Origin of the sequence: Luteolibacter algae, from assembly GCF_042683045.1 — a bacterium.
Taxonomy (GTDB): domain Bacteria; phylum Verrucomicrobiota; class Verrucomicrobiia; order Verrucomicrobiales; family Akkermansiaceae; genus Luteolibacter; species Luteolibacter algae.
The window spans coordinates 72,382-90,644 of the sequence record NZ_JBHUIT010000031.1 but is presented as its reverse complement, the minus strand read 5'-3'; the positions used below and the strand labels follow the sequence as shown (position 1 = coordinate 90,644).

The following is an 18,263-nucleotide window of genomic DNA, read 5'->3' as shown; positions in this document are numbered from 1 at the left end:
GACTATGCCAGCTATCTGTGATTTGGCAACGAATTGGCAAAAATCCGCGGCATCCTTCCGGCTTCCATTGTGGCCATTTCAACACCGTCGCTGTATTTTCTCCTCAACTCTTTTGAAAACCTACCCCGTGGCCAGAATATTGCGGCAGGTGCGCCGGTTTTGAGGAATAATAGGCAGCATGTCCGCTAACGGCCCACATAAAAAGACTCTCGATGAAAGTGATTTCATGCGGCTTCTCATGCAGCACGAGCCCGCACTCCGGGCATTTGCGAGATCACTTTTGCCGAACTGGACACTTGTCGATGAGGCGATCCAGGAGGCTAGCCTGACAATCTGGAAAAAGATCGACCATCTTGAAGACGAAGCCGGATTTTTACCTTGGGCGAAGGTGATTGTGCGCTTCAAATGCCTTTCGGAGCTAGGAAAGCTGGGGCGGGACAAACATATTTTCACACCCGGCGTGCTGGAGCTCCTGGCCGAGGAAGCCGATAACTTCGATGCCGAGGAACATGCTTCTGCCATGCGCGCGCTACGCAGCTGCCTCAAAAAATTTTCCAAACCGCACCGCGAGCTACTCCTGGCCCCTTATTACGGAGACGGACGGGTCGTGGTTCTTGCCGAAGAAAGCGGAAAATCCGCGAACTCGCTCTACAAATTGCTCGGTCGGCTCCGGGAAAAGCTCTCTCTCTGCGTCCACCGCTCCGTCGATCAACAAGCCAATTAATGAAACCGAAAGAACTCATCTACCGCTACCTCTCCGGCCAGGCGAACGTGGAAGAAACCGCCGAGCTGAACTCATTGCTGGAGCAGGATAAAGAGCTCCGGCGCACCTTGATTCGTGAAGCGGGAATCGATGCCGGACTGCGCGAAATCGCCTTGGAAGAACTTTCCGCTGCCGAAGGCGATGGGAACGGTAATATTGTCCAGCTCTCGCTCCCCAAGCTGCTATGGAGCGTGGGCATTGCCGCGGCAGTTACCATACTCGCCGGGATAAGCTTCATGCATTTCTCGAAGCCCCGCATTATCGCCCGGCTGGTTTCCGTGGAAAATGCTTCTTGGGAAAGCTCACTCCCCACTCTCCCCGGCTCGGACCTCACCGCAGGCCGTTTGAAACTCACGACGGGTATCGCTACCATCCGCTTCCACTCGGGCGCGGAGCTCACCATGGAAGCCCCGGCGGATTTGATTCTGGAAACTCCGATGCGCGGCAAGCTGCTGGCCGGCTCCGCCGTGGTTGATGTCCCGAAGCCAGCCATAGGATTCATCATCGATACCCCCAACGGTTATGCCGTCGATCACGGAACCAAATTTGCGGTAACAGTTTCTCAATCCTCCAAAAAATCCAATTTCGAGGTCCTTAAGGGTGAGATTTCCGTCCACATCCCTTCATCGGGAAAGGAAGTGTATTTGAAGACCGAGCAATCGGCATCCGCTTCCGCTGGCGAACTTACCTCATATCTCGAACAGCTTCCGGAGAAGGAAATCAACAAGGGTCCGGAGACGATACGGATCAATACAAAAGGCAGAACCACATCTGTTGTTCGAAACAATTACCGGGCAAAACAGCTTCATCCGGATTTCCTGATGGTCCGCCATATTGCCACGGAAAAACCACAGGAACGCCGCGCCTTGATGTCCTTTAAAATCGACAAGGTGGATTTCACCAAGGTGAAAAAGGCCAAATTATGGTTGAACCAAGTTCCCTGCGGCATCGGTTTCGCGACAAGGCTCCCTGTGACAAACCGGTTTTCAATTTATGGCGTCACCGAGGAAAGCCAGGAGCTCTTTGATAAAAAGCTGAAATGGGAAGAAGCTCCCCAGCCGGAAGACTGCGTGTTATTGGGAACTTTTGAGATCCCCCGCAGCCGCCAGACAGGACAATATGGAATCGAAGGAGATGCATTGCTGAACTTCTTGAAGGCAGATGGCAATGGATTCGTGACCATGCTTCTGATCCGGGAAAGTGCGGAAATCAGCGGCAAGGGAACTGGTTTGGTCCATGCGTTTGCTACGGATTCGCATCCTGAAGCTTCCGGCCCATTTCTCAAGCTGGTGATGAAAGAGACTCCGTAAAAGCCCGTAAGCAACACCCGCCCCATGAAATCACTTCTCAGCCTATTCTTTCTCCTTTTGCTTCCGCTCCGTGCCGCAGAGCTCTCCGACACATCTTCCCGCCCGAACCTTCTTTTCGTTTGCGCGGACGACATGTCACACGCCAGTGCCTACGGTTACAAGTTTGTCAAAACGCCGAATTTCGACTCGATCGCGGAAAAAGGCCTGCTTTTCGACCGAATGTATACCCCCAGCAGCAAATGCGCACCTTCCCGGGCGGTCATGCTCACCGGCCGCAACCCGTGGCAGCTGGAAGGCGCAGCGAATCACAAACCGGTCTGGCCCGAAAAATTCCTGAGCTATGTGGAGGCATTGACAAACAACGGCTATTTCTCCGGCTACACAGGTAAGGGTTGGAACCCGGGCATCCACCCCAAGGGGCGGGATCTCACCGGCCGGGAATACAATCGAATCCTGGTGGAAGATCCTCCTTTGAAAGGACTCGCAGCCTATGACTACGCCGCGAACTTCGAGGAGTTTCTAGCGGCCAAGCCTTCGGATCAACCGTTCTTCTTCTGGTATGGCTCAAAGGAGCCGCATCGCGGCTACGAGTTCCGGAGCGGCCACAGGGCGGGCAAAAGCCTCGACGATCTCGATTTCCTCCCGTCCTTCTGGGGAAATTCCGAAAGTGTGAAACACGACATTCTGGATTACGCACTGGAGGTCGAGTATTTCGATGAACATCTTGGAAAAATTCTCCGCTCGCTGGAGGCAGCGGGCGAGCTGGACAACACCCTTATCATCGCCACCTCGGACAATGCCATGCCATTTCCGCGCTACAAAGGCCATCCCCACGAGTTCGCCACCCGCATCCCTTTTGCTGTCTGCTGGCCGGGCAAAATCGTAAATCCTGGTCGGCGCTGTGAGCAGTTCGCCAGTTTCATCGATATCGCACCCACCTTTCTTGAGGCCGCGGGGATTGACCCGGCGAAATCCGGCATGCAGCCGATCGAAGGCCTCAGCCTCTTTGACTTTTTCGAGGATCGGGTCTCCGGCAGAGACGATGTCCTGACGGGACGTGAGCGCAATGATATCGCCCGCCCGAACGGTTGGGGCTATCCCGTCCGCAGCTACCACCAAGGTGCTTTTGTCTACATGCACAATTTCGAGCCGGACCGCTGGCCGGCGGGCACTCCGGAAGCGAACTTCCCGGATACCGATGGCAGCCCCACAAAATCCGCAGTGGCAAGTCACAAAAACTCCAGGGAATATGAATTGTGCTACGGAAAACGCCCACAGCAGGAGCTGTATAACGTAGCGGAGGATCCCGAATGCCTTGTCAACCTGGCGGATCATCCAGAATACGCCTCAAAAATGAAGGAGATGAAAACAGCTTTGTTCGAGCGGCTGCATCAACAGGGCGATCCGCGTGTGACAGGTGTAGGAAAGATCTTTGATGAGTATCGTCCGGAGCGCTTTGAAGAATATCAGTCACATTTGAAAAAGAAATAGTCGCCACCCGCAGAGAGCTTTTCAAGGGCCGATGTTTCCTTCACTGAAAAATCATGCACTCTGGGCCAGTAGTTCTTTTCATCTCCAGGTGGTGCGGGACAAATGCCTCCGGTGCGAATGTGCCGGTTGTTCACCCGCACCCTCTCCCGAAAGACGCCCGCCCCATCCCACAAAGCCCATTTTTTTGCCTATCCCATGAATCGAATCCTCCCCAACATCGGCCTGCTCTGCATGATCGCAGGTGGCCATGCCCACGCAGCCCCGCCGCGTAATCCCGATGCTTACGTAGCACAACAAGAGCTCCCGGATCTTTCGGACAAAGCTCCCAAGAAAGTGGCCGTGGCGGATTTCACCTTTCCTGATGATCTGGAGGTGACTGTATGGGCGACGACTCCTATGTTCTTCAACCCCACGAACATGGATACAGACGCCGCCGGTCGGATTTACGTCGCCGAGGGGGTGAACTATCGTCACCACGAAAACCGCAGGCCTGGTGGGGACCGTATCATGGTTCTGGAAGATACCGATGGCGATGGGACTGCTGATAAATCCATCTGTTTTGTCCAGGAGCCAGCACTGGTAGCTCCTCTGGGAGTCAGCGTTTTTGATAATAAAATCGTCGTCGCCCAACCACCCAGCATCATCGTATATACCGATGTGGATCGGGACCTGAAGTTCGATCCTGCGATCGATACCCGCGAAGAGATTCTCACTGGAGCCAATGCCCGGAATCACGATCACAGCCTCCATGCCACAACCGCGGGTCCGGATGGCAAATGGTATTTCAACCAAGGGAATTGCGGCGCCTTGCTCAGCAACAGGGACGGATTCACCCTCCGTCTGGGAGGAAGCTATTACAACTCCGGAGCAGGCAATCCCCAGTGGTTCAATGATCCCACCGAATACGCGGGCAAACCAAGCGATGACGGAAAAATCTGGCTCTCGGGTGCGGTTGGCAGGATGAACCCCGATGGCTCATCCATCGAGATCATGGCCCACGGCATGCGCAATAGCTATGAGCATTGCCATTCATCCTTTGGTGATCTCTTTCAGAACGACAATGACGACCGCGTCTCCTGCCGGAATACCTGGCTCATGGAAGGAGGTTTTCTCGGCTATTTTTCCAAAGACGGCAAACGTAGCTGGAGTTCCGATAAGCGCCCGGACCAGGATATACCCACCGCTCATTGGCGGCAGGAGGATCCCGGCACAATTCCTTCCGGTGATGTCTACGGGAGCGGCTCTCCCACTGGCATCGCTTTCTATGAAAATGGAGCTCTTCCGGAGAAATACGCAGGATCGCTCTTCAGCTGCGAGGCCCGCCAGCGGGTGATTTTTTCCTATCAACCTACTCTCGGAAAAGGCGCGGCAATGGATCTGGGAGAGCACAGCGAGCTGCTATCCAGCAAAGATAATGTGCTTTTCCGCCCATCGGATGTCATGGTTGGCGCGGATGGGGCAATCTATGTCTCAGACTGGTTCGATAGCGGAGTGGGTGGCCACAAGGACGTGGATGAAAGCATGTCCGGAACCATCTATCGGATCGCTCCCCGCGGGTTCAAACCGGTCATCCCGGAGCTCGGGGACGACCCTCTGGAAAATGGCGCAAAAATGCTCACAAGCCCTGCAACTCATGTGAGAAACACAGGATTCGAGCTACTCAAGGCGGCAGGCAAGGACGCGTTGCCAATCCTTGAAGAGCTTCTCAAAAATGAGGACCGGTGGATTCGTGCCCGCGCGGTGTGGCTGCTACCGCTCATCGGCTCGGAAGGCACCGAAATCTGCCGTGGTCGCCTGACCCATAGCGATCCCGAGCAGCGTCTGCTCGCATTCCGTGCCCTCCGAAACGCGGGCGCGGACGTGCTGGAGATTGCCCGGGTTCTGGTCACGGATCCCAGCCCGGCGGTCCGTCGTGAGATTGCGGTATCACTCCGTTCCTTCCCGGCGAAAAGCAAACAGGAGCTAGTCGTGAAGCTTTTCTCACAGCTCGATAATGCGGACGATCGCACCTACCTGGAGGCTTGCGGACTGGCTGCGGAAGGAATGGAACCGGAGGTATGGAAATCACTCGTGCAAAGCGCTGCCCAGGAGCCGCTGGAATGGTCGGAGGAATTCGCACGCATCACCTGGCGATTGCAACCGGAAGCAGCGGTTCCCGCTCTCATAGATAGAGTTCACTCCCGCAAGCTTTCTGCTTCCGCGCGCCGCTTGGCTTTTGACACCCTTGCATTCATCGCCACCAAAGATGCCGTCATGACCATCGCGGATTTTGCAAACGGCAGCAATAAGAGCCTGGCAAAACAAGCGAGGTGGTGGCTTTTCAATCGTGGTCTGGACGAATGGGAGAGCTACGGAATCCGCCAGCTTCTGAAGCAACGCGGCATTTACGATCCCGATAAAATCACCCTCCGGGGCATCGTGACTCCGGAGCAGCCAAAGACTTCCAATCTACCTCCGGCAACGGAAATAGCAGCCATGGAAGGCGATCCCGCACGCGGGAAAATCCAGTCCGCCCGCTGCATGATGTGCCATCGGTTCGAAGGGAACGGAGTTCCATTCGGTCCCGATCTCACAGGCTGGGTCAAGGATCAGGGAGCCGAAGAATTCATCAATGCGTTAGTGGTTCCCTCACAGAGTATTGCCCACGGATATGAAGCCACCCGGCTTCACCTCAACAATGGGCTGCAGATTGATGGAATCGTCCGCAGCATTGGGGATCCTATCATGATCGAGTCCATGAGCGGCCTGACTCAGCTTGTCCCGAAAAACAGGATCAAACGCACTGAAAAGCGTATTTTCAAATCTCTCATGTTATCCGCCGAGCAGCTCGGACTTACCCCGCAGGATATTGCGGATCTCGCAGCTTACCTCCGGACCCTCTGAACTTTCTTCACCTAACCTCTCTCCGCCCTATTTTTATTTTCTATGATTCCACGCATTCTATTTTTCACCATCTCCCTTCTGCTCCCCGCCCTTCGTCCGGATTTGAGCGCCGCTGATGAAAAACGCCCCAATCTGGTTTTTATCCTCATCGATGATCTCGGACACTTGGGAATCTCCGCCTACGGCTCCAACAAAATGGGCTTTGTGGGCGGTGCCTTGGACGATGTGGAATTAAGCACGCCAAATATTGATAAACTCGCCTCCCGCGGCCTGCGCTGTGATCGTGCGTTTACCGCTCCATTATGCGAGCCGACACGCATCGCCCTAATGAGCGGTAAATACAATCACCGCAATCTTGTTCATAAAAAATCCCAACATGCCTCCGACATCACATTCGGCGATGTGTTCAAACGCGCCGGCTACGTCACAGGCATCACCGGCAAGTGGAAACAGTCCCGCGGCACAAAGGAAATTCCGGCGAAAGACTATCTCTACGAATTCGGCTGGGAGGAGTTCTGCTGCTTTGATCTGGTCAAGCAAGGCAATCGATTTTTCAACCCGGATCTTGTCATCAACGGGGAGATCAGGAAATTCGATGACGGAATTGATCCGGAAACTGGTCGCCGTTGGTTCGGTCCGGACATTTGTAACCGCTTCGCTTTGAACTTCATCGAAAAACATAAAGACGAGCCATTCTTTCTGTATTACCCCCTCGCATTGGTCCACAAGGAGGACGAGGGCAATTATCACGTTCCGACACCGGATACCTATCCGCTCGATGAGTTCGATAAATTCGACGATGACTTCCAAAGCCCCAAAGGAAATGACAAGGCGACCCTGAAAAACTTTCCGGAGATGATCCGATACACCGACAAAATGGTCGGCAATGTCATCGATAAAATCGATTCCCTCGGCCTTACCGAGAATACCTTGATCGTGCTCATGGGCGACAATGGAACCCAGAAACCTTTCATCCACGTCATGCCAGATGGCACACGTTATCAGGGGCGGAAGGGCTCCGCGACAGACCATGGCATGCACGTCCCGTTGATTTTCTCCCAGCCCGGCACCGTTCCAACCGGCAAAGACGATCAAATCCGCAGCTATGACGGCATGGTCAATCTGATCGATATCTATCCCACACTCTGTGCGGCGGCAGATATCAATCCGCCAAACGCGGATGAGATCGATGGCATCAATTTCTGGCCACAGATCCTTGGAAAAGCCGGGGAGCACCGCCGCGAAAACTTTTTCTACTACGAAGAGCCCTATTTCAGCGAGAAAGATCAGAAAGTGGTTCTCCGGTTTGCCTTCGATAAGAAATACAAACGTTACGCCCCGCATCCCGGTTTCCCAAAAGGGAGGTTTTTCGATATTGAGTCAGACTCGATCGAGGAATCCGGCAATCGAGAAGTTCCTGCCCCTCATTTCAATATCATCTACCACAGTGGCTTGGAGCTTGATAAATTAACACCCGAGCAGCAGGCAGCCTTCGAAAGGCTCGGTAAAGTCATCGAGTCAAACCGCTTCATCCCGGCCACCGATGTCTCGATAAAAAGCGGCGATCTCGCTCTCGCAGTCGGAAAATCCACCCGCATCTCGGCTGAGGTCCTCCCTGCTGATGCGACGATCAACAATACCATCTGGGAAAGCAGCAATCCCGGGATTGTCACCATCGATAAATTCGGAGTCGTCACCGCCCACAAAGCCGGGGACACCACGATCACCCTTTACTCATGGCAGGATGCGAAGCCAATGGCCAATAACCTTCCTGTCACCTATGCGAAGGACGGGATGTCGGATAGCATCTCTGTCAAAGTCCGTTAGTCCCGCTCCCAAATAACCAAAACCCAAAATGACCGTTAACAAATTCATCGGCGCCTGCCTGCTGGCAGCCGCTCTCAATCCCCTTAATGCCGCAAGCGAGAAAAAGAATATTCTCTTTCTCTGCGTGGATGATCTCCGGCCAGAGCTCCATAGCTTCGGAGTGGATTACATCAAATCCCCGAACATCGATAAACTTGTAGCTGCCGGTCGTGCTTTTGACCGCCATTTTGTAAACTCACCCAGCTGCGGCCCTTCGCGCTTTACCATGCTCACCGGCCGCTACGGCACTGCTGGCAACGATGCCATCTTCAAACGGGCGGAGAGATTAAGGGAAAATCCGGAATCCGTTCCACCGACCATGCCGGAGTGGTTCAGAAAGGAAGGCTACACCACCGTCGCCATTGGAAAAATCTCCCATCATCCCGGAGGCCTGGGAGGCTCTGATTGGAACGACCCTGATCAAGTCGAAATCCCTGACGCCTGGGATAAAAACCTTATGCCCACAGGCGCATGGAAACACCCACGTGGGAGCATGCACGGCCTCGCGAATGGCGAGATCCGGAGTAAGAACAGGGGAACCATGGATGTTTTCCAGACCGTCGAAGGTCCCGATAGCATTTATCCTGACGGTTTAATTACCGATGAAGCTCTCACACAGCTGGGCCAGCTAGCGCAGCAAAAGGAAAAACCGTTCTTCCTCGCGGTCGGCTTGATCAAGCCGCATCTCCCGTTTGGCGCTCCAAAGCAATATATGGATCTTTATACCGGGGTGGACTTACCCCCGATTCCACACCCCGGAAAGCCCGCCGGCAAAACAACCTGGCACGGCTCCGGCGAATTCATGGGGCAATACAATCGTTGGGGCAAAGACCCTCGGACCGATAGCGATTTCGCCACAGAAGTGCGGAGACATTATGCGGCCTGTGCGACTTATGCAGACGCACAGATCGGGCGCATCATCGATAAACTCAAAGAAACTGGAGCCGATCAGAATACGGTCATCGTCTTGTGGGGGGATCACGGCTGGCACCTTGGCGAGCACTCGATCTGGGGAAAACACGCACTTTTCGAGGAATCTCTGCGTTCCCCGCTGATCATTGTCGATCCTGCGGTCATCGCCCCGGGAACCATGTCCCACTCGGTGGTGGCGAGCATTGATATCTTCCCCACCCTCTGCGATCTCACTGAAATCCCGAAACCGGATTTCCTCCAGGGCACTTCCCTTTTACCTCAGTTGAAAGATCCTACGGCTGCCGGTCACGCAGCGGTTGCCTACCGCGGGGAGGCGAAAACCATTCGCAACGCCACCCACCGCCTGACCCGTCATAAAAGTGGCGAAGTCGAGCTCTATGATCATACCAGCTCCGCCGCTGAGACGAAAAACATCGCAACCGATCAGCCGGAAATCGTGGAAGCAATGAGCAAGGAGCTCTCAAAAATCCTGAAATAGAGAATGCCGGGGGAAAGCTTCGGCCTGATTCCCGTAAAACCCGAATTTTTCCTCACTAGTGGAGCTTGCAGGAGAGGCTTCAGAGGTGCAGGGTTTCCCCCCTATGTTCACGGCAGCTTGGAAAAAGAACGCTAAAATTCTGGCAAAGGGTGCGAAGAAATTCGTTGATTACAAACGTGATCTGCTCACCCCCGAGCGAGTGGCGGAAATCGAATCCCGTAGAAAGGACCTTCTTTCCGCCATCCGTGAGCGCAGCCGGGAAAAGGTCGAAGAGGCTTCCAAACAGCTCCGCGCGACGTGCGAGAACGCATTGCCCCGCGAAAAACCCCAATCCTGGTTTGAAGAGAATGTGGAAGTCATGTTCGTAGCGATCGTGATCGCCCTGGGCCTGCGAGCCTATTACATGCAGCCATTCCGTATTCCCACCGGTTCCATGCAGCCTACTCTGAATGGCATTGTGGGCACACCTCTCCCTTCGGAACAATGGCCCAGCCTGCCTCAGCGCCTGATAGAATTTGCCTTACGGGGCAGAAGCTACGTCAAGGTAGTCAATGATCAGGACCGCCAGATCGCTCCAACCAGCAGCGGAGCCCCGGATGTGCGCGATATCCAATGGTTCCACTTCTTTAGCAAGGCGCAGATTTATTTCACAAATTCAAAACCGCTTCGCCTTCCCGCTCCCACCAATCCATGCATGCAGATTGGCCTGGGGGATGCGATCCGATCCGCCGCGCAAAACGGTGGGATTCTGAAAGCCGGCACCACGGTCTGTGAAGGAATTATCGATTCCGGCGATCTTGTTCTGGTCGATAAATTCACCTATCATTTCCGCCGACCAAAACGTGGTGAGGTATTTGTTTTCGATACCCTGGGAATCCGCGGGATTCAGGAACACAGCGGCCCCCAGGGCGGCGGCTCCCACTATATCAAAAGACTGGTGGGAGTGCCGGGAGATACCCTGTCCATCAAAACTCCCGATCTTTTGGTCGATGGCAAGGTCGCGCAGGAGCCGGGCATCCGCCGGGTCGCCGAAGGAGCCAGCCCTTTCAAGGAAAACCACAAGGGCTATGTTCTGGCCCAGCCCAGCAACAAGCTGCACCGCTACCTCGTGAACGAGGATGATGTCCTTTCACTGAAAGGCAAAGAGGCAGCTCCGGGAATGCGGGAATATGCGGCCATGGGCGATAACACCGGAAATTCCCTGGATTCCCGCTACTGGGGCTCGGTAAAGGAATACAACCTGGTCGGTCCTGCTGCATTCAGCCTCTGGCCAATCACTTCCGGGCATTGGGGTTTCATCAGATAAAGATCATTCCAAAAAGTGTCAGCCGCATCTGAGATCACCCGGAAGGCTGAATCAAATTTAGCCTTCGCGCTAAAAATCCTGCCGAAGGAAAAGCGGGAGGACATGGTGGTTTTCTACGCATTCTGCCGGACGATCGATGACCTGGCCGATGACAAGGGCTTATCCACCGCGGAGAGAAGCCAGGGCCTGGATGCTTGGGCGGATGGCATACGTCATGGTTTTCCCAGTGGAGACGGATTCGGAAACGAGGTCCGGGCCATGATGCTGCGACGCGGGATTTGTGAACAATGGCTTCTGGAAATCATTGACGGCTGCCGCATGGATCTAGCCGTTCAACGGTTTGGGAGCTGGGAAGAGCTTTCCCGGTATAACTGGAAAGTCGCGGGCGTGGTGGGACTCGTCAGCACACGGCTTTTCGGCTGTGTCCACGAGGATTCCGATAAATATGCGGAAACACTTGGTAATGCTCTGCAGCTGACCAATATTTTGCGGGATGTCGGCGAAGATCTGGCAAATGCAGGCAGAATTTACCTCCCGATAAACGATATGATCCGTTTCCAGTATTCGGAGCGGGATCTGATTGGAAAAGTTTATGATGGACGCTTCCTCGCCATGATGGCCTATCAGACAGAACGCGCCGAATATCTTTTTGCGGAAGCAGAAAAACTCATCCCGGAGATCGACCGGAAAGCCCTCATTCCTGCCAGAATTATGGCGGAAACCTACCAATGCCTTCTGAAAAAGCTCAAAGCCGACAAATTCCGGGTGTTTGATCGGCGATATTCTGTTTCAAAAGCAAGAAAACTGGCTATTCTTTCCAAATATATGATCGCTGCCAGGCGATGATACGAATAAATCCAAGCAACTTTACGTCAGAAACATCATGACCAGATTGAAACTTACAGCAGCGGCAATTGCCGGAGGCGTGCTTGTCTCCTGCACACCATATCAACAACAGGGCGCCGCGGTGGGAGCATTGGGCGGCGGAGCTATCGGAGCTATCGCCGGAGACGGCAGCCGTGACGCGGTCCGCGGAGCTGCTCTGGGAGCTGCATTGGGCACGGGTGTCGCCGCCTTGCAGGAAAACCAGCAGCGGGAGAACCGGAATCGATATGACAATGGCTTCGATCAACAAGGCCCTTACCCAAGCGAACGTCCCGCCCCCTCCAGAGACCAATACCCTACAGCGGAACGCACCGACAACCGTGACCAGGTCCTTAGCCCCTACCCACCTTATAATGTGATCGATGTCCAGGGCTTCCGCTCCGGCCAGCTGGCAAAGGATCCTTCCAACGGGAAAATTTTCCGCGTGCCTTAGCCGAGGGCTCTCCCTGACTGAATTTTTGTGATGATCATAGGTATCGATCTCGGCACGACGCATTCCGCGGTAGGAGTTGTGGATTCCGGCTTCCCCATTCTCCTGGCGGATGAGGATGGGAAACGTATCATTCCCAGCGCCGTCTGGTATGGCGCGGGCGGAGAAATCGAAGTCGGCCGCAAAGCACTGAGGCGTCGCGCCGCAGAACCCTCCCGGGTGGTCACATCGGTCAAACGGTGGATGGGTGCGGATCGTGTGGCGGATGACGTTTTACAAAAGCTCGGTAAATCGCCGGAACAGGTCAGCGCGGATATCCTGGGCGAGCTGAAACGGATCGCGGAATGGCGGCTGGAACAACCGGTGACGAGGGCGGTCATCACCGTTCCCGCGTATTTCAACGACAACCAGCGTGCCGCTACCAAGCGTGCTGGTGAACTCGCGGGCCTGGAAGTGGTAAGAATCCTCAATGAGCCAACAGCCGCCGCTCTCGCATATGGACTCGATAAGCTGAAAGACCGTTCGCGGGTGGCAGTTTACGATCTCGGAGGAGGCACCTTCGATCTATCCGTCCTGGAAATGGAAGACGGTGTTTTCCAGGTGCTCGCCACTCATGGGGATACCCGTCTCGGCGGGGATGATGTCGATGGGATGATCTTCGAATGGCTTTCCAAAGATATCAAAGAGCTGAGCCCGGCAGCTCGCGTGAAATTTCTTGAAGAAGCGGAAAGTGCAAAACGCGCTTTGTCGGAAGAAGATATCTACACGATCCGGATTCCTTTTTACGATGGTTCCAGTAGTTTGGAAAAGACTCTCAGCAAGCGAGATCTCGATGAAATGACCAAAGCCTGGATCGGGAAAACCCTGCGCTGCTGCCGCCAGGCAATGTTGGATAGTGGCCTGAATATTGATCAGCTTGATGCGGCGGTATTGGTGGGGGGAAGCACTAGAATGCCAGCCGTCCGCGATGCCGTGGCGGATTTTTTCAGAAGACCTGTGGATGTCACCCAGCACCCGGATGAGGCCATAGCACTTGGCGCGGCCATCCAAGCAGGAGTGATGAGCGGCGCGATGACCAAAATGGTGCTTTTGGACGTAACACCACTCAGCTTGGGCATCGAAACTTTCGGAGGATTGATGAACGTCTTGATCCCACGCAACACAACGATCCCATGCAAGGCCGGAGAAATGTTCACCAATGCCGCCGACGGGCAGGAAAGAATGCGTGTCCGGGTTCTCCAGGGAGAGCGTGAAATGTCACGGGATAACTGGGAGCTGGGCAGCTTCGAGATAGAAATGGAAAAGCTCCCAAAGGGACAGGCCCGTGTCGGCGTACAGTTCAAAATTGATGCGGATGGCATTCTTGAAGTCCTGGCACGAGAAATTTCTACGGGAAAAGACGTAGTCGTTAAAATAGAAAGCTCCGCGGTAAACGTAGACGATGCGGCAGTAGAGGAAATGGTTAGTGCTTCCGTCGAGTATGCCTTCGACGATATGTCTGAACGGATTTTCACCGAGGCAAAAATGAAGGCAGACGAGCTCCTTCCAGCTGTCGCGATGATCATTGATCAAGGCCTTGTGAGAGATGAAGAGCTTGAGGCAATCCGATCCGCGGTTACAGCCGTGAACGAAGCATTGAGCACCGGTGCTGCGAATCCCTTGAAGGCCGCCGTGTCCCGGCTGGATGCCGCCACCGAGGCCGCTGCTGCACGCTTGGTGGAGAAGGCCATGGAGGAAGCTCTGGAAAAAGAACTTCGCCTATGAACGATTCTCCTTCGCGCCAGCGGATACTAGTCACCGGCGGAGCTGGTTTTATCGGAGTAAATCTTATCCGGAAGCTTTTGCAGAACGGCCACCGGGTGCTGAACTTTGATGCACTAACCTACGCTGGAAACCTCTCCTCTCTCGGTGAGTGCGAAAGTCATGAAAATTACGAATTTGTTCATGGCGATATCACAGACCACGATCTTCTGAAATCGACGATTTCCCGTTTCCGCCCGGAACGTATTTTCCATTTGGCTGCGGAAAGCCATGTGGATCGCTCAATTAAAGACCCGTTGCGTTTTGTGAAGACGAACATGCTCGGGACAGCCACATTGCTGGAGGCCACATTGGATTTCTGGCAGGACATGGGAAAACAAGAGAAGGGACATTTCAAGTTCATCCATATATCCACAGATGAGGTTTTTGGATCACTTGGTGAAAGCGGGGCATTCGATGAATCCAGTAAATACTTTCCCAGGTCTCCTTATTCCGCCAGCAAAGCCGGAAGTGATCACCTCGTGGCGGCTTGGCGGGAAACCTATGGTTTACCGACCATTATCACCAACAGCTCCAACAACTACGGGCCCTATCAATATCCGGAAAAACTGATCCCCAAGGTGATCTCAAACTCGATACGCCAGCTACCGATTCCCATCTACGGAACAGGAAGTAATATCCGGGATTGGATTCACGTGGAGGATCACTGCGATGCGTTGCTGCTCATTTCTGAACATGGTGAAATAGGAGCATCGTATGCCATCGGTGGCAGCGATGAATGGAGTAATCTCAAGCTCGTGAGGGAGCTTTGCAAAATTCTCGCCGGCTTGTCAGATGAGTTCCCGGAATACCCCGCTTTGAAGAACGCTGTATCCGGAATCCGCTTCGTCGAAGATCGCCTGGGACATGATTTCCGGTATGCGATTGATTCCTCAAAAATCAAGCGCGAGCTTGGCTGGCTGCCCCGGTGGGACTCTGAAAAAGGCTTTGAAAGCACCGTCAGATGGTATCTGCAAAACAAGGATTGGTGGGAAGCTCTCGCGGAGTGTAATGATTCAGACCGGCGGCGGAACAAATGAAGATTTTACAAACATTGCCGGAACTGAATTCCGGAGGAGTCGAGCGGGGAACATTGGAACTTGCGGATTTCCTGGTAAAAAATGGCCACGAAGCGATCGTGGTCTCGAATGGTGGCAGACAGGTCGAAGCTCTGGAACGAAGCGGAGCGCGTCATATTTCTATGCCAGTGCATCGAAAAAGCCTGGTCTCACTGCTCCAAGTCCGGGCTTTTCGTCGGCTTCTGGATCGGGAAAAGCCCGATATTTTGCATATTCGTTCACGCGTTCCAGGTTGGATCGCATGGCTGGCATGGAGGAAAATGGATCCTGCGACACGCCCTCGCCTCGTCAGCACAGTTCACGGCTTCTACTCGGTCAACCGCTACTCCGCAGTCATGACGAAAGGCGAAAAGATCATCGCTGTGTCCGAGAGTATCCGGGAATACATCCTAAAAAATTATCCTGAAACTCCGTCGGAAAACATCAAAGTAATCCATCGGGGCGTGTCCCCGGAAATATTCTGCCGTGGATACAAACCACCGGAAGAATGGTCGCAAGCATGGCGATCAAAGTTTCCCCAATTCGAAACAAAAAAAATTCTTCTCCTGCCGGGACGGATTACCCGCTGGAAAGGTCAAGAGGACTTCATCCGTCTGATCGCAAGCTTGCGTGGAGAAGGTGTGGACGCACACGGCTTGATTGTCGGAGAGACGCATCCCCGGAAGCAAAGCTTTGCCGATGAGCTTGCAATGCTGTGCCGCACGCTGGAAGTGTCCGAACATATAAGCTTTTTAGGACAACGCAGTGATATCCGCGATATCATGGCTGTATCTGACGTTGTTTTTTCCCTTTCACGTGATCCGGAGGCATTTGGCAGAGTTTCACTCGAAGCGGCTGCTATAGGGAAGCCTGTGATAGCTTATGATCACGGCGGAGTAAGAGAACAGCTGAGCGATTTTTTCCCTGAGGGGCTAGTGGACTTGGGCCAGCCCGGGGAGCTCTTTAAAAAAACCATGGAGATTCTCGCAACCCCAATGGTTCCCGGCTTGATCACTAATTTCACACTGAATAGAATGCTGGAATCCACCGTGGCGGTTTATACAGCGATTGCTAAAAAAGACGATGAACGAGACTAAAGACCAAGAACAGATATTGGTGATCAAACTTGGTGCTCTGGGAGATATCATTCTGGCCATGGAAGGATTCCACGCAATCCGTGCGAAGCATCCCGGTGCGCAGATCACTCTGCTCACCCGCCCCCCGTTTGTGAAATTGACCTCCCGGATGCCCTGGTTTGATCACATCCTGGAGGACTCGTCACCCAGGCTCTATCAACCTTTGAAAATCCTCCGGTTCCGCAAAGAACTCAGAAAAGTAAGATATGATCGGGTTTACGACCTACAGGGAAACGATAGGACAGGGCTTTATTTCAGGTTGATCGGGCCCAATCCACCGGAGTGGTGCGGGACGGCCAAGGGTTGCTCCCATCAGCGCCACGATCATCGGAAAGATCCGGTTCCAGCCACCGAGCGAATCATGAGATTTCTGGAGTCCGTAGATGTTCGCAGGGCAGGACCTCCCGAACTGGACTGGCTGACCGGCAATGTAGAGGATTTGAATCTTCCGGAGAAATTTGTAATGTTCATCCCCGGTTGCGCCCCACAACATCCCCATAAGCGCTGGCCGGCACGTCATTTTGCGGAACTAGCCGAGCGCCTGTCTTCGCGCTCTTTACAGGTTGTCGCCGTCGGGACCAATGCCGATCAAGAAGCTATTGCCGAGATCCAGAAATTGGCACCGAACGTCATCAACCTTGCTGGGAAAACTGATATCGGGCAGCTGGCGGAGGTCGGTCGTCGTGCACAGGGAGCCGTTGGCAATGATACCGGCCCTGTTCATATCGCTGCGATCGTGGGAACTCCGACGATCTCGCTGATGTCCGCGAAGTCTGACCCATTACGGATGATTCCAAGAGGTCCGGATGTGGGATGGCTGCAATCCGAAGATCTTGAAGATCTGCTGCCGGAAACTGTTTTCAACTCTCTAAGATTACGAAGTAATGACGCCTAAGGCATTGATATTGGATCGTGACGGGACACTGATCGAACATGTTCCCTATCTTTCAAATCCAAAGGACATTAGACTTCTTCCCGGAGTAGAAGAAGGCTTGCGCCTGGCATTGGACAGCGGAGCCAAGCTATTTTTGCATACGAATCAATCCGGAGTCGGTAGAGGCTATTTCGATATCGAGGCCGTAGATCGCTGCAATAATAGGCTTTTCGAAATACTCGGAGAAAATGTGCCGTTTCAAGCCGTCTGTAGTGCGCCGGAAGCCCCCGGAATGCCTTCGAAGTATCGCAAACCCTCCCCACGGTTTGCCCGGGAAGTAATGAACGAGTATTCGTTCCGACCGGACGAAGTATGTTATGTCGGCGACCGTGGCAGTGATATCGCTACTGCGGAAGCAGCGGGAACACGTGCCGTGGGCGTCGCCACCGGACTGGACGATCTCCGTTCTGAAATCGGCGCCCTGAAGTTGCTTCAGAAATACCCGGTCTTCACCGATTTTCTGAGCGCGATGAAATTCCTATTTCCAAAGTTATGAGAAGTATAAATCCGGAAGAACGAATCGTCACCTTGGACAAAGCCGCCGAGTTACGTGAGCAAGCTTTACACGATGGCAAACGCTTTATCCTGACCAACGGATGCTTCGATTTGCTACATCGTGGCCATCTGACGTATCTACGGGAATCCGCGGAAACCGGAGATTTTCTCTGTGTCGCGGTCAATAGCGATGCCTCGGTCCGCGAGTTGAAGGGAGACGACCGCCCCCTGAACCCGGAATACGATCGTGCATATGCTCTCGCAAGCTTGAGATGTGTGGATGCCGTATTTGTGTTTCCGGGGCCACGATTGGCAAATGAGATCACATTACTAAAGCCGGATATCTACACCAAAGCTGGAGACTATAGTATCGATTCCCTGGAGCCCACAGAGAAAGCCGCACTTCTTGACAGCGGCGTGGACATCAGGTTTCTCTCATTCGTCTCTGGAAAATCCACAACATCCTTGATCGAGCGTATGCGCTCCGACGGCTAA

General features: G+C 53.8%; 15 protein-coding genes. All 15 read left to right on the top strand.

Annotated features, from left to right (window positions below; genetic code table 11):
• The first annotated feature begins 178 nt into the window (after positions 1–178).
• Positions 179–724 carry a sigma-70 family RNA polymerase sigma factor gene (locus ACFSSA_RS12705; RefSeq protein WP_386820858.1) on the top strand — a complete coding sequence of 182 codons (546 nt, stop codon included), beginning with the start codon at positions 179–181 and terminating at the stop codon, positions 722–724.
• Positions 724–2,073, top strand: a complete 1,350-nt coding sequence (locus ACFSSA_RS12700) for a FecR domain-containing protein (protein WP_386820857.1) — start codon at positions 724–726, stop codon at positions 2,071–2,073. The genes ACFSSA_RS12705 and ACFSSA_RS12700 overlap by 1 nt, the downstream gene beginning before the upstream one ends.
• A 24-nt stretch (positions 2,074–2,097) precedes the next feature.
• Positions 2,098–3,564, top strand: a complete 1,467-nt coding sequence (locus ACFSSA_RS12695; protein ID WP_386820856.1) for a sulfatase family protein — start codon at positions 2,098–2,100, stop codon at positions 3,562–3,564.
• Positions 3,565–3,759: 195 nt separating this feature from the next.
• On the top strand, positions 3,760–6,447 hold the full coding sequence (locus tag ACFSSA_RS12690) for a PVC-type heme-binding CxxCH protein (protein WP_386820854.1): 2,688 nt from the start codon (positions 3,760–3,762) through the stop codon (positions 6,445–6,447).
• Between the two features lie 42 nt (positions 6,448–6,489).
• The gene (locus ACFSSA_RS12685; RefSeq protein ID WP_386820853.1) at positions 6,490–8,274 is read left to right on the top strand and encodes a sulfatase-like hydrolase/transferase; all 1,785 of its coding nucleotides are present in this window, start codon (positions 6,490–6,492) and stop codon (positions 8,272–8,274) included.
• 28 nt (positions 8,275–8,302) lie between these two features.
• A complete protein-coding gene (locus ACFSSA_RS12680) occupies positions 8,303–9,724 on the top strand; it encodes a sulfatase (RefSeq protein WP_386820852.1) in 1,422 nt (473 codons plus the stop codon).
• A gap of 103 nt (positions 9,725–9,827) precedes the next feature.
• A complete protein-coding gene (lepB, locus tag ACFSSA_RS12675) occupies positions 9,828–11,030 on the top strand; it encodes a signal peptidase I (RefSeq protein ID WP_386820850.1) in 1,203 nt (400 codons plus the stop codon).
• Positions 11,031–11,045: 15 nt separating this feature from the next.
• Positions 11,046–11,876, top strand: coding sequence for a phytoene/squalene synthase family protein (locus ACFSSA_RS12670; RefSeq protein ID WP_386820848.1), 831 nt, complete (start codon positions 11,046–11,048; stop codon positions 11,874–11,876).
• A gap of 37 nt (positions 11,877–11,913) precedes the next feature.
• Positions 11,914–12,348, top strand: a complete 435-nt coding sequence (locus ACFSSA_RS12665) for a hypothetical protein (protein ID WP_386820847.1) — start codon at positions 11,914–11,916, stop codon at positions 12,346–12,348.
• Between the two features lie 30 nt (positions 12,349–12,378).
• Positions 12,379–14,109 (top strand): Hsp70 family protein, encoded by a 1,731-nt coding sequence (locus tag ACFSSA_RS12660; protein ID WP_386820846.1) that lies wholly within the window; start codon positions 12,379–12,381, stop codon positions 14,107–14,109.
• Positions 14,106–15,185 (top strand): dTDP-glucose 4,6-dehydratase, encoded by a 1,080-nt coding sequence (gene rfbB / locus ACFSSA_RS12655; RefSeq protein WP_386820845.1) that lies wholly within the window; start codon positions 14,106–14,108, stop codon positions 15,183–15,185. Before ACFSSA_RS12660 ends, rfbB begins: the two co-directional genes overlap by 4 nt.
• Positions 15,182–16,300: a glycosyltransferase family 4 protein gene (locus tag ACFSSA_RS12650; protein ID WP_386820844.1), complete on the top strand. Its 1,119-nt coding sequence runs from the start codon at positions 15,182–15,184 to the stop codon at positions 16,298–16,300. Before rfbB ends, ACFSSA_RS12650 begins: the two co-directional genes overlap by 4 nt.
• On the top strand, positions 16,287–17,234 hold the full coding sequence (locus tag ACFSSA_RS12645) for a glycosyltransferase family 9 protein (RefSeq protein WP_386820843.1): 948 nt from the start codon (positions 16,287–16,289) through the stop codon (positions 17,232–17,234). Before ACFSSA_RS12650 ends, ACFSSA_RS12645 begins: the two co-directional genes overlap by 14 nt.
• Complete coding sequence (locus tag ACFSSA_RS12640; RefSeq protein WP_386820842.1) at positions 17,224–17,769, top strand: D-glycero-alpha-D-manno-heptose-1,7-bisphosphate 7-phosphatase; 546 nt, start codon at positions 17,224–17,226, stop codon at positions 17,767–17,769. Before ACFSSA_RS12645 ends, ACFSSA_RS12640 begins: the two co-directional genes overlap by 11 nt.
• Positions 17,766–18,263, top strand: a complete 498-nt coding sequence (locus ACFSSA_RS12635; RefSeq protein WP_386820841.1) for an adenylyltransferase/cytidyltransferase family protein — start codon at positions 17,766–17,768, stop codon at positions 18,261–18,263. The genes ACFSSA_RS12640 and ACFSSA_RS12635 overlap by 4 nt, the downstream gene beginning before the upstream one ends.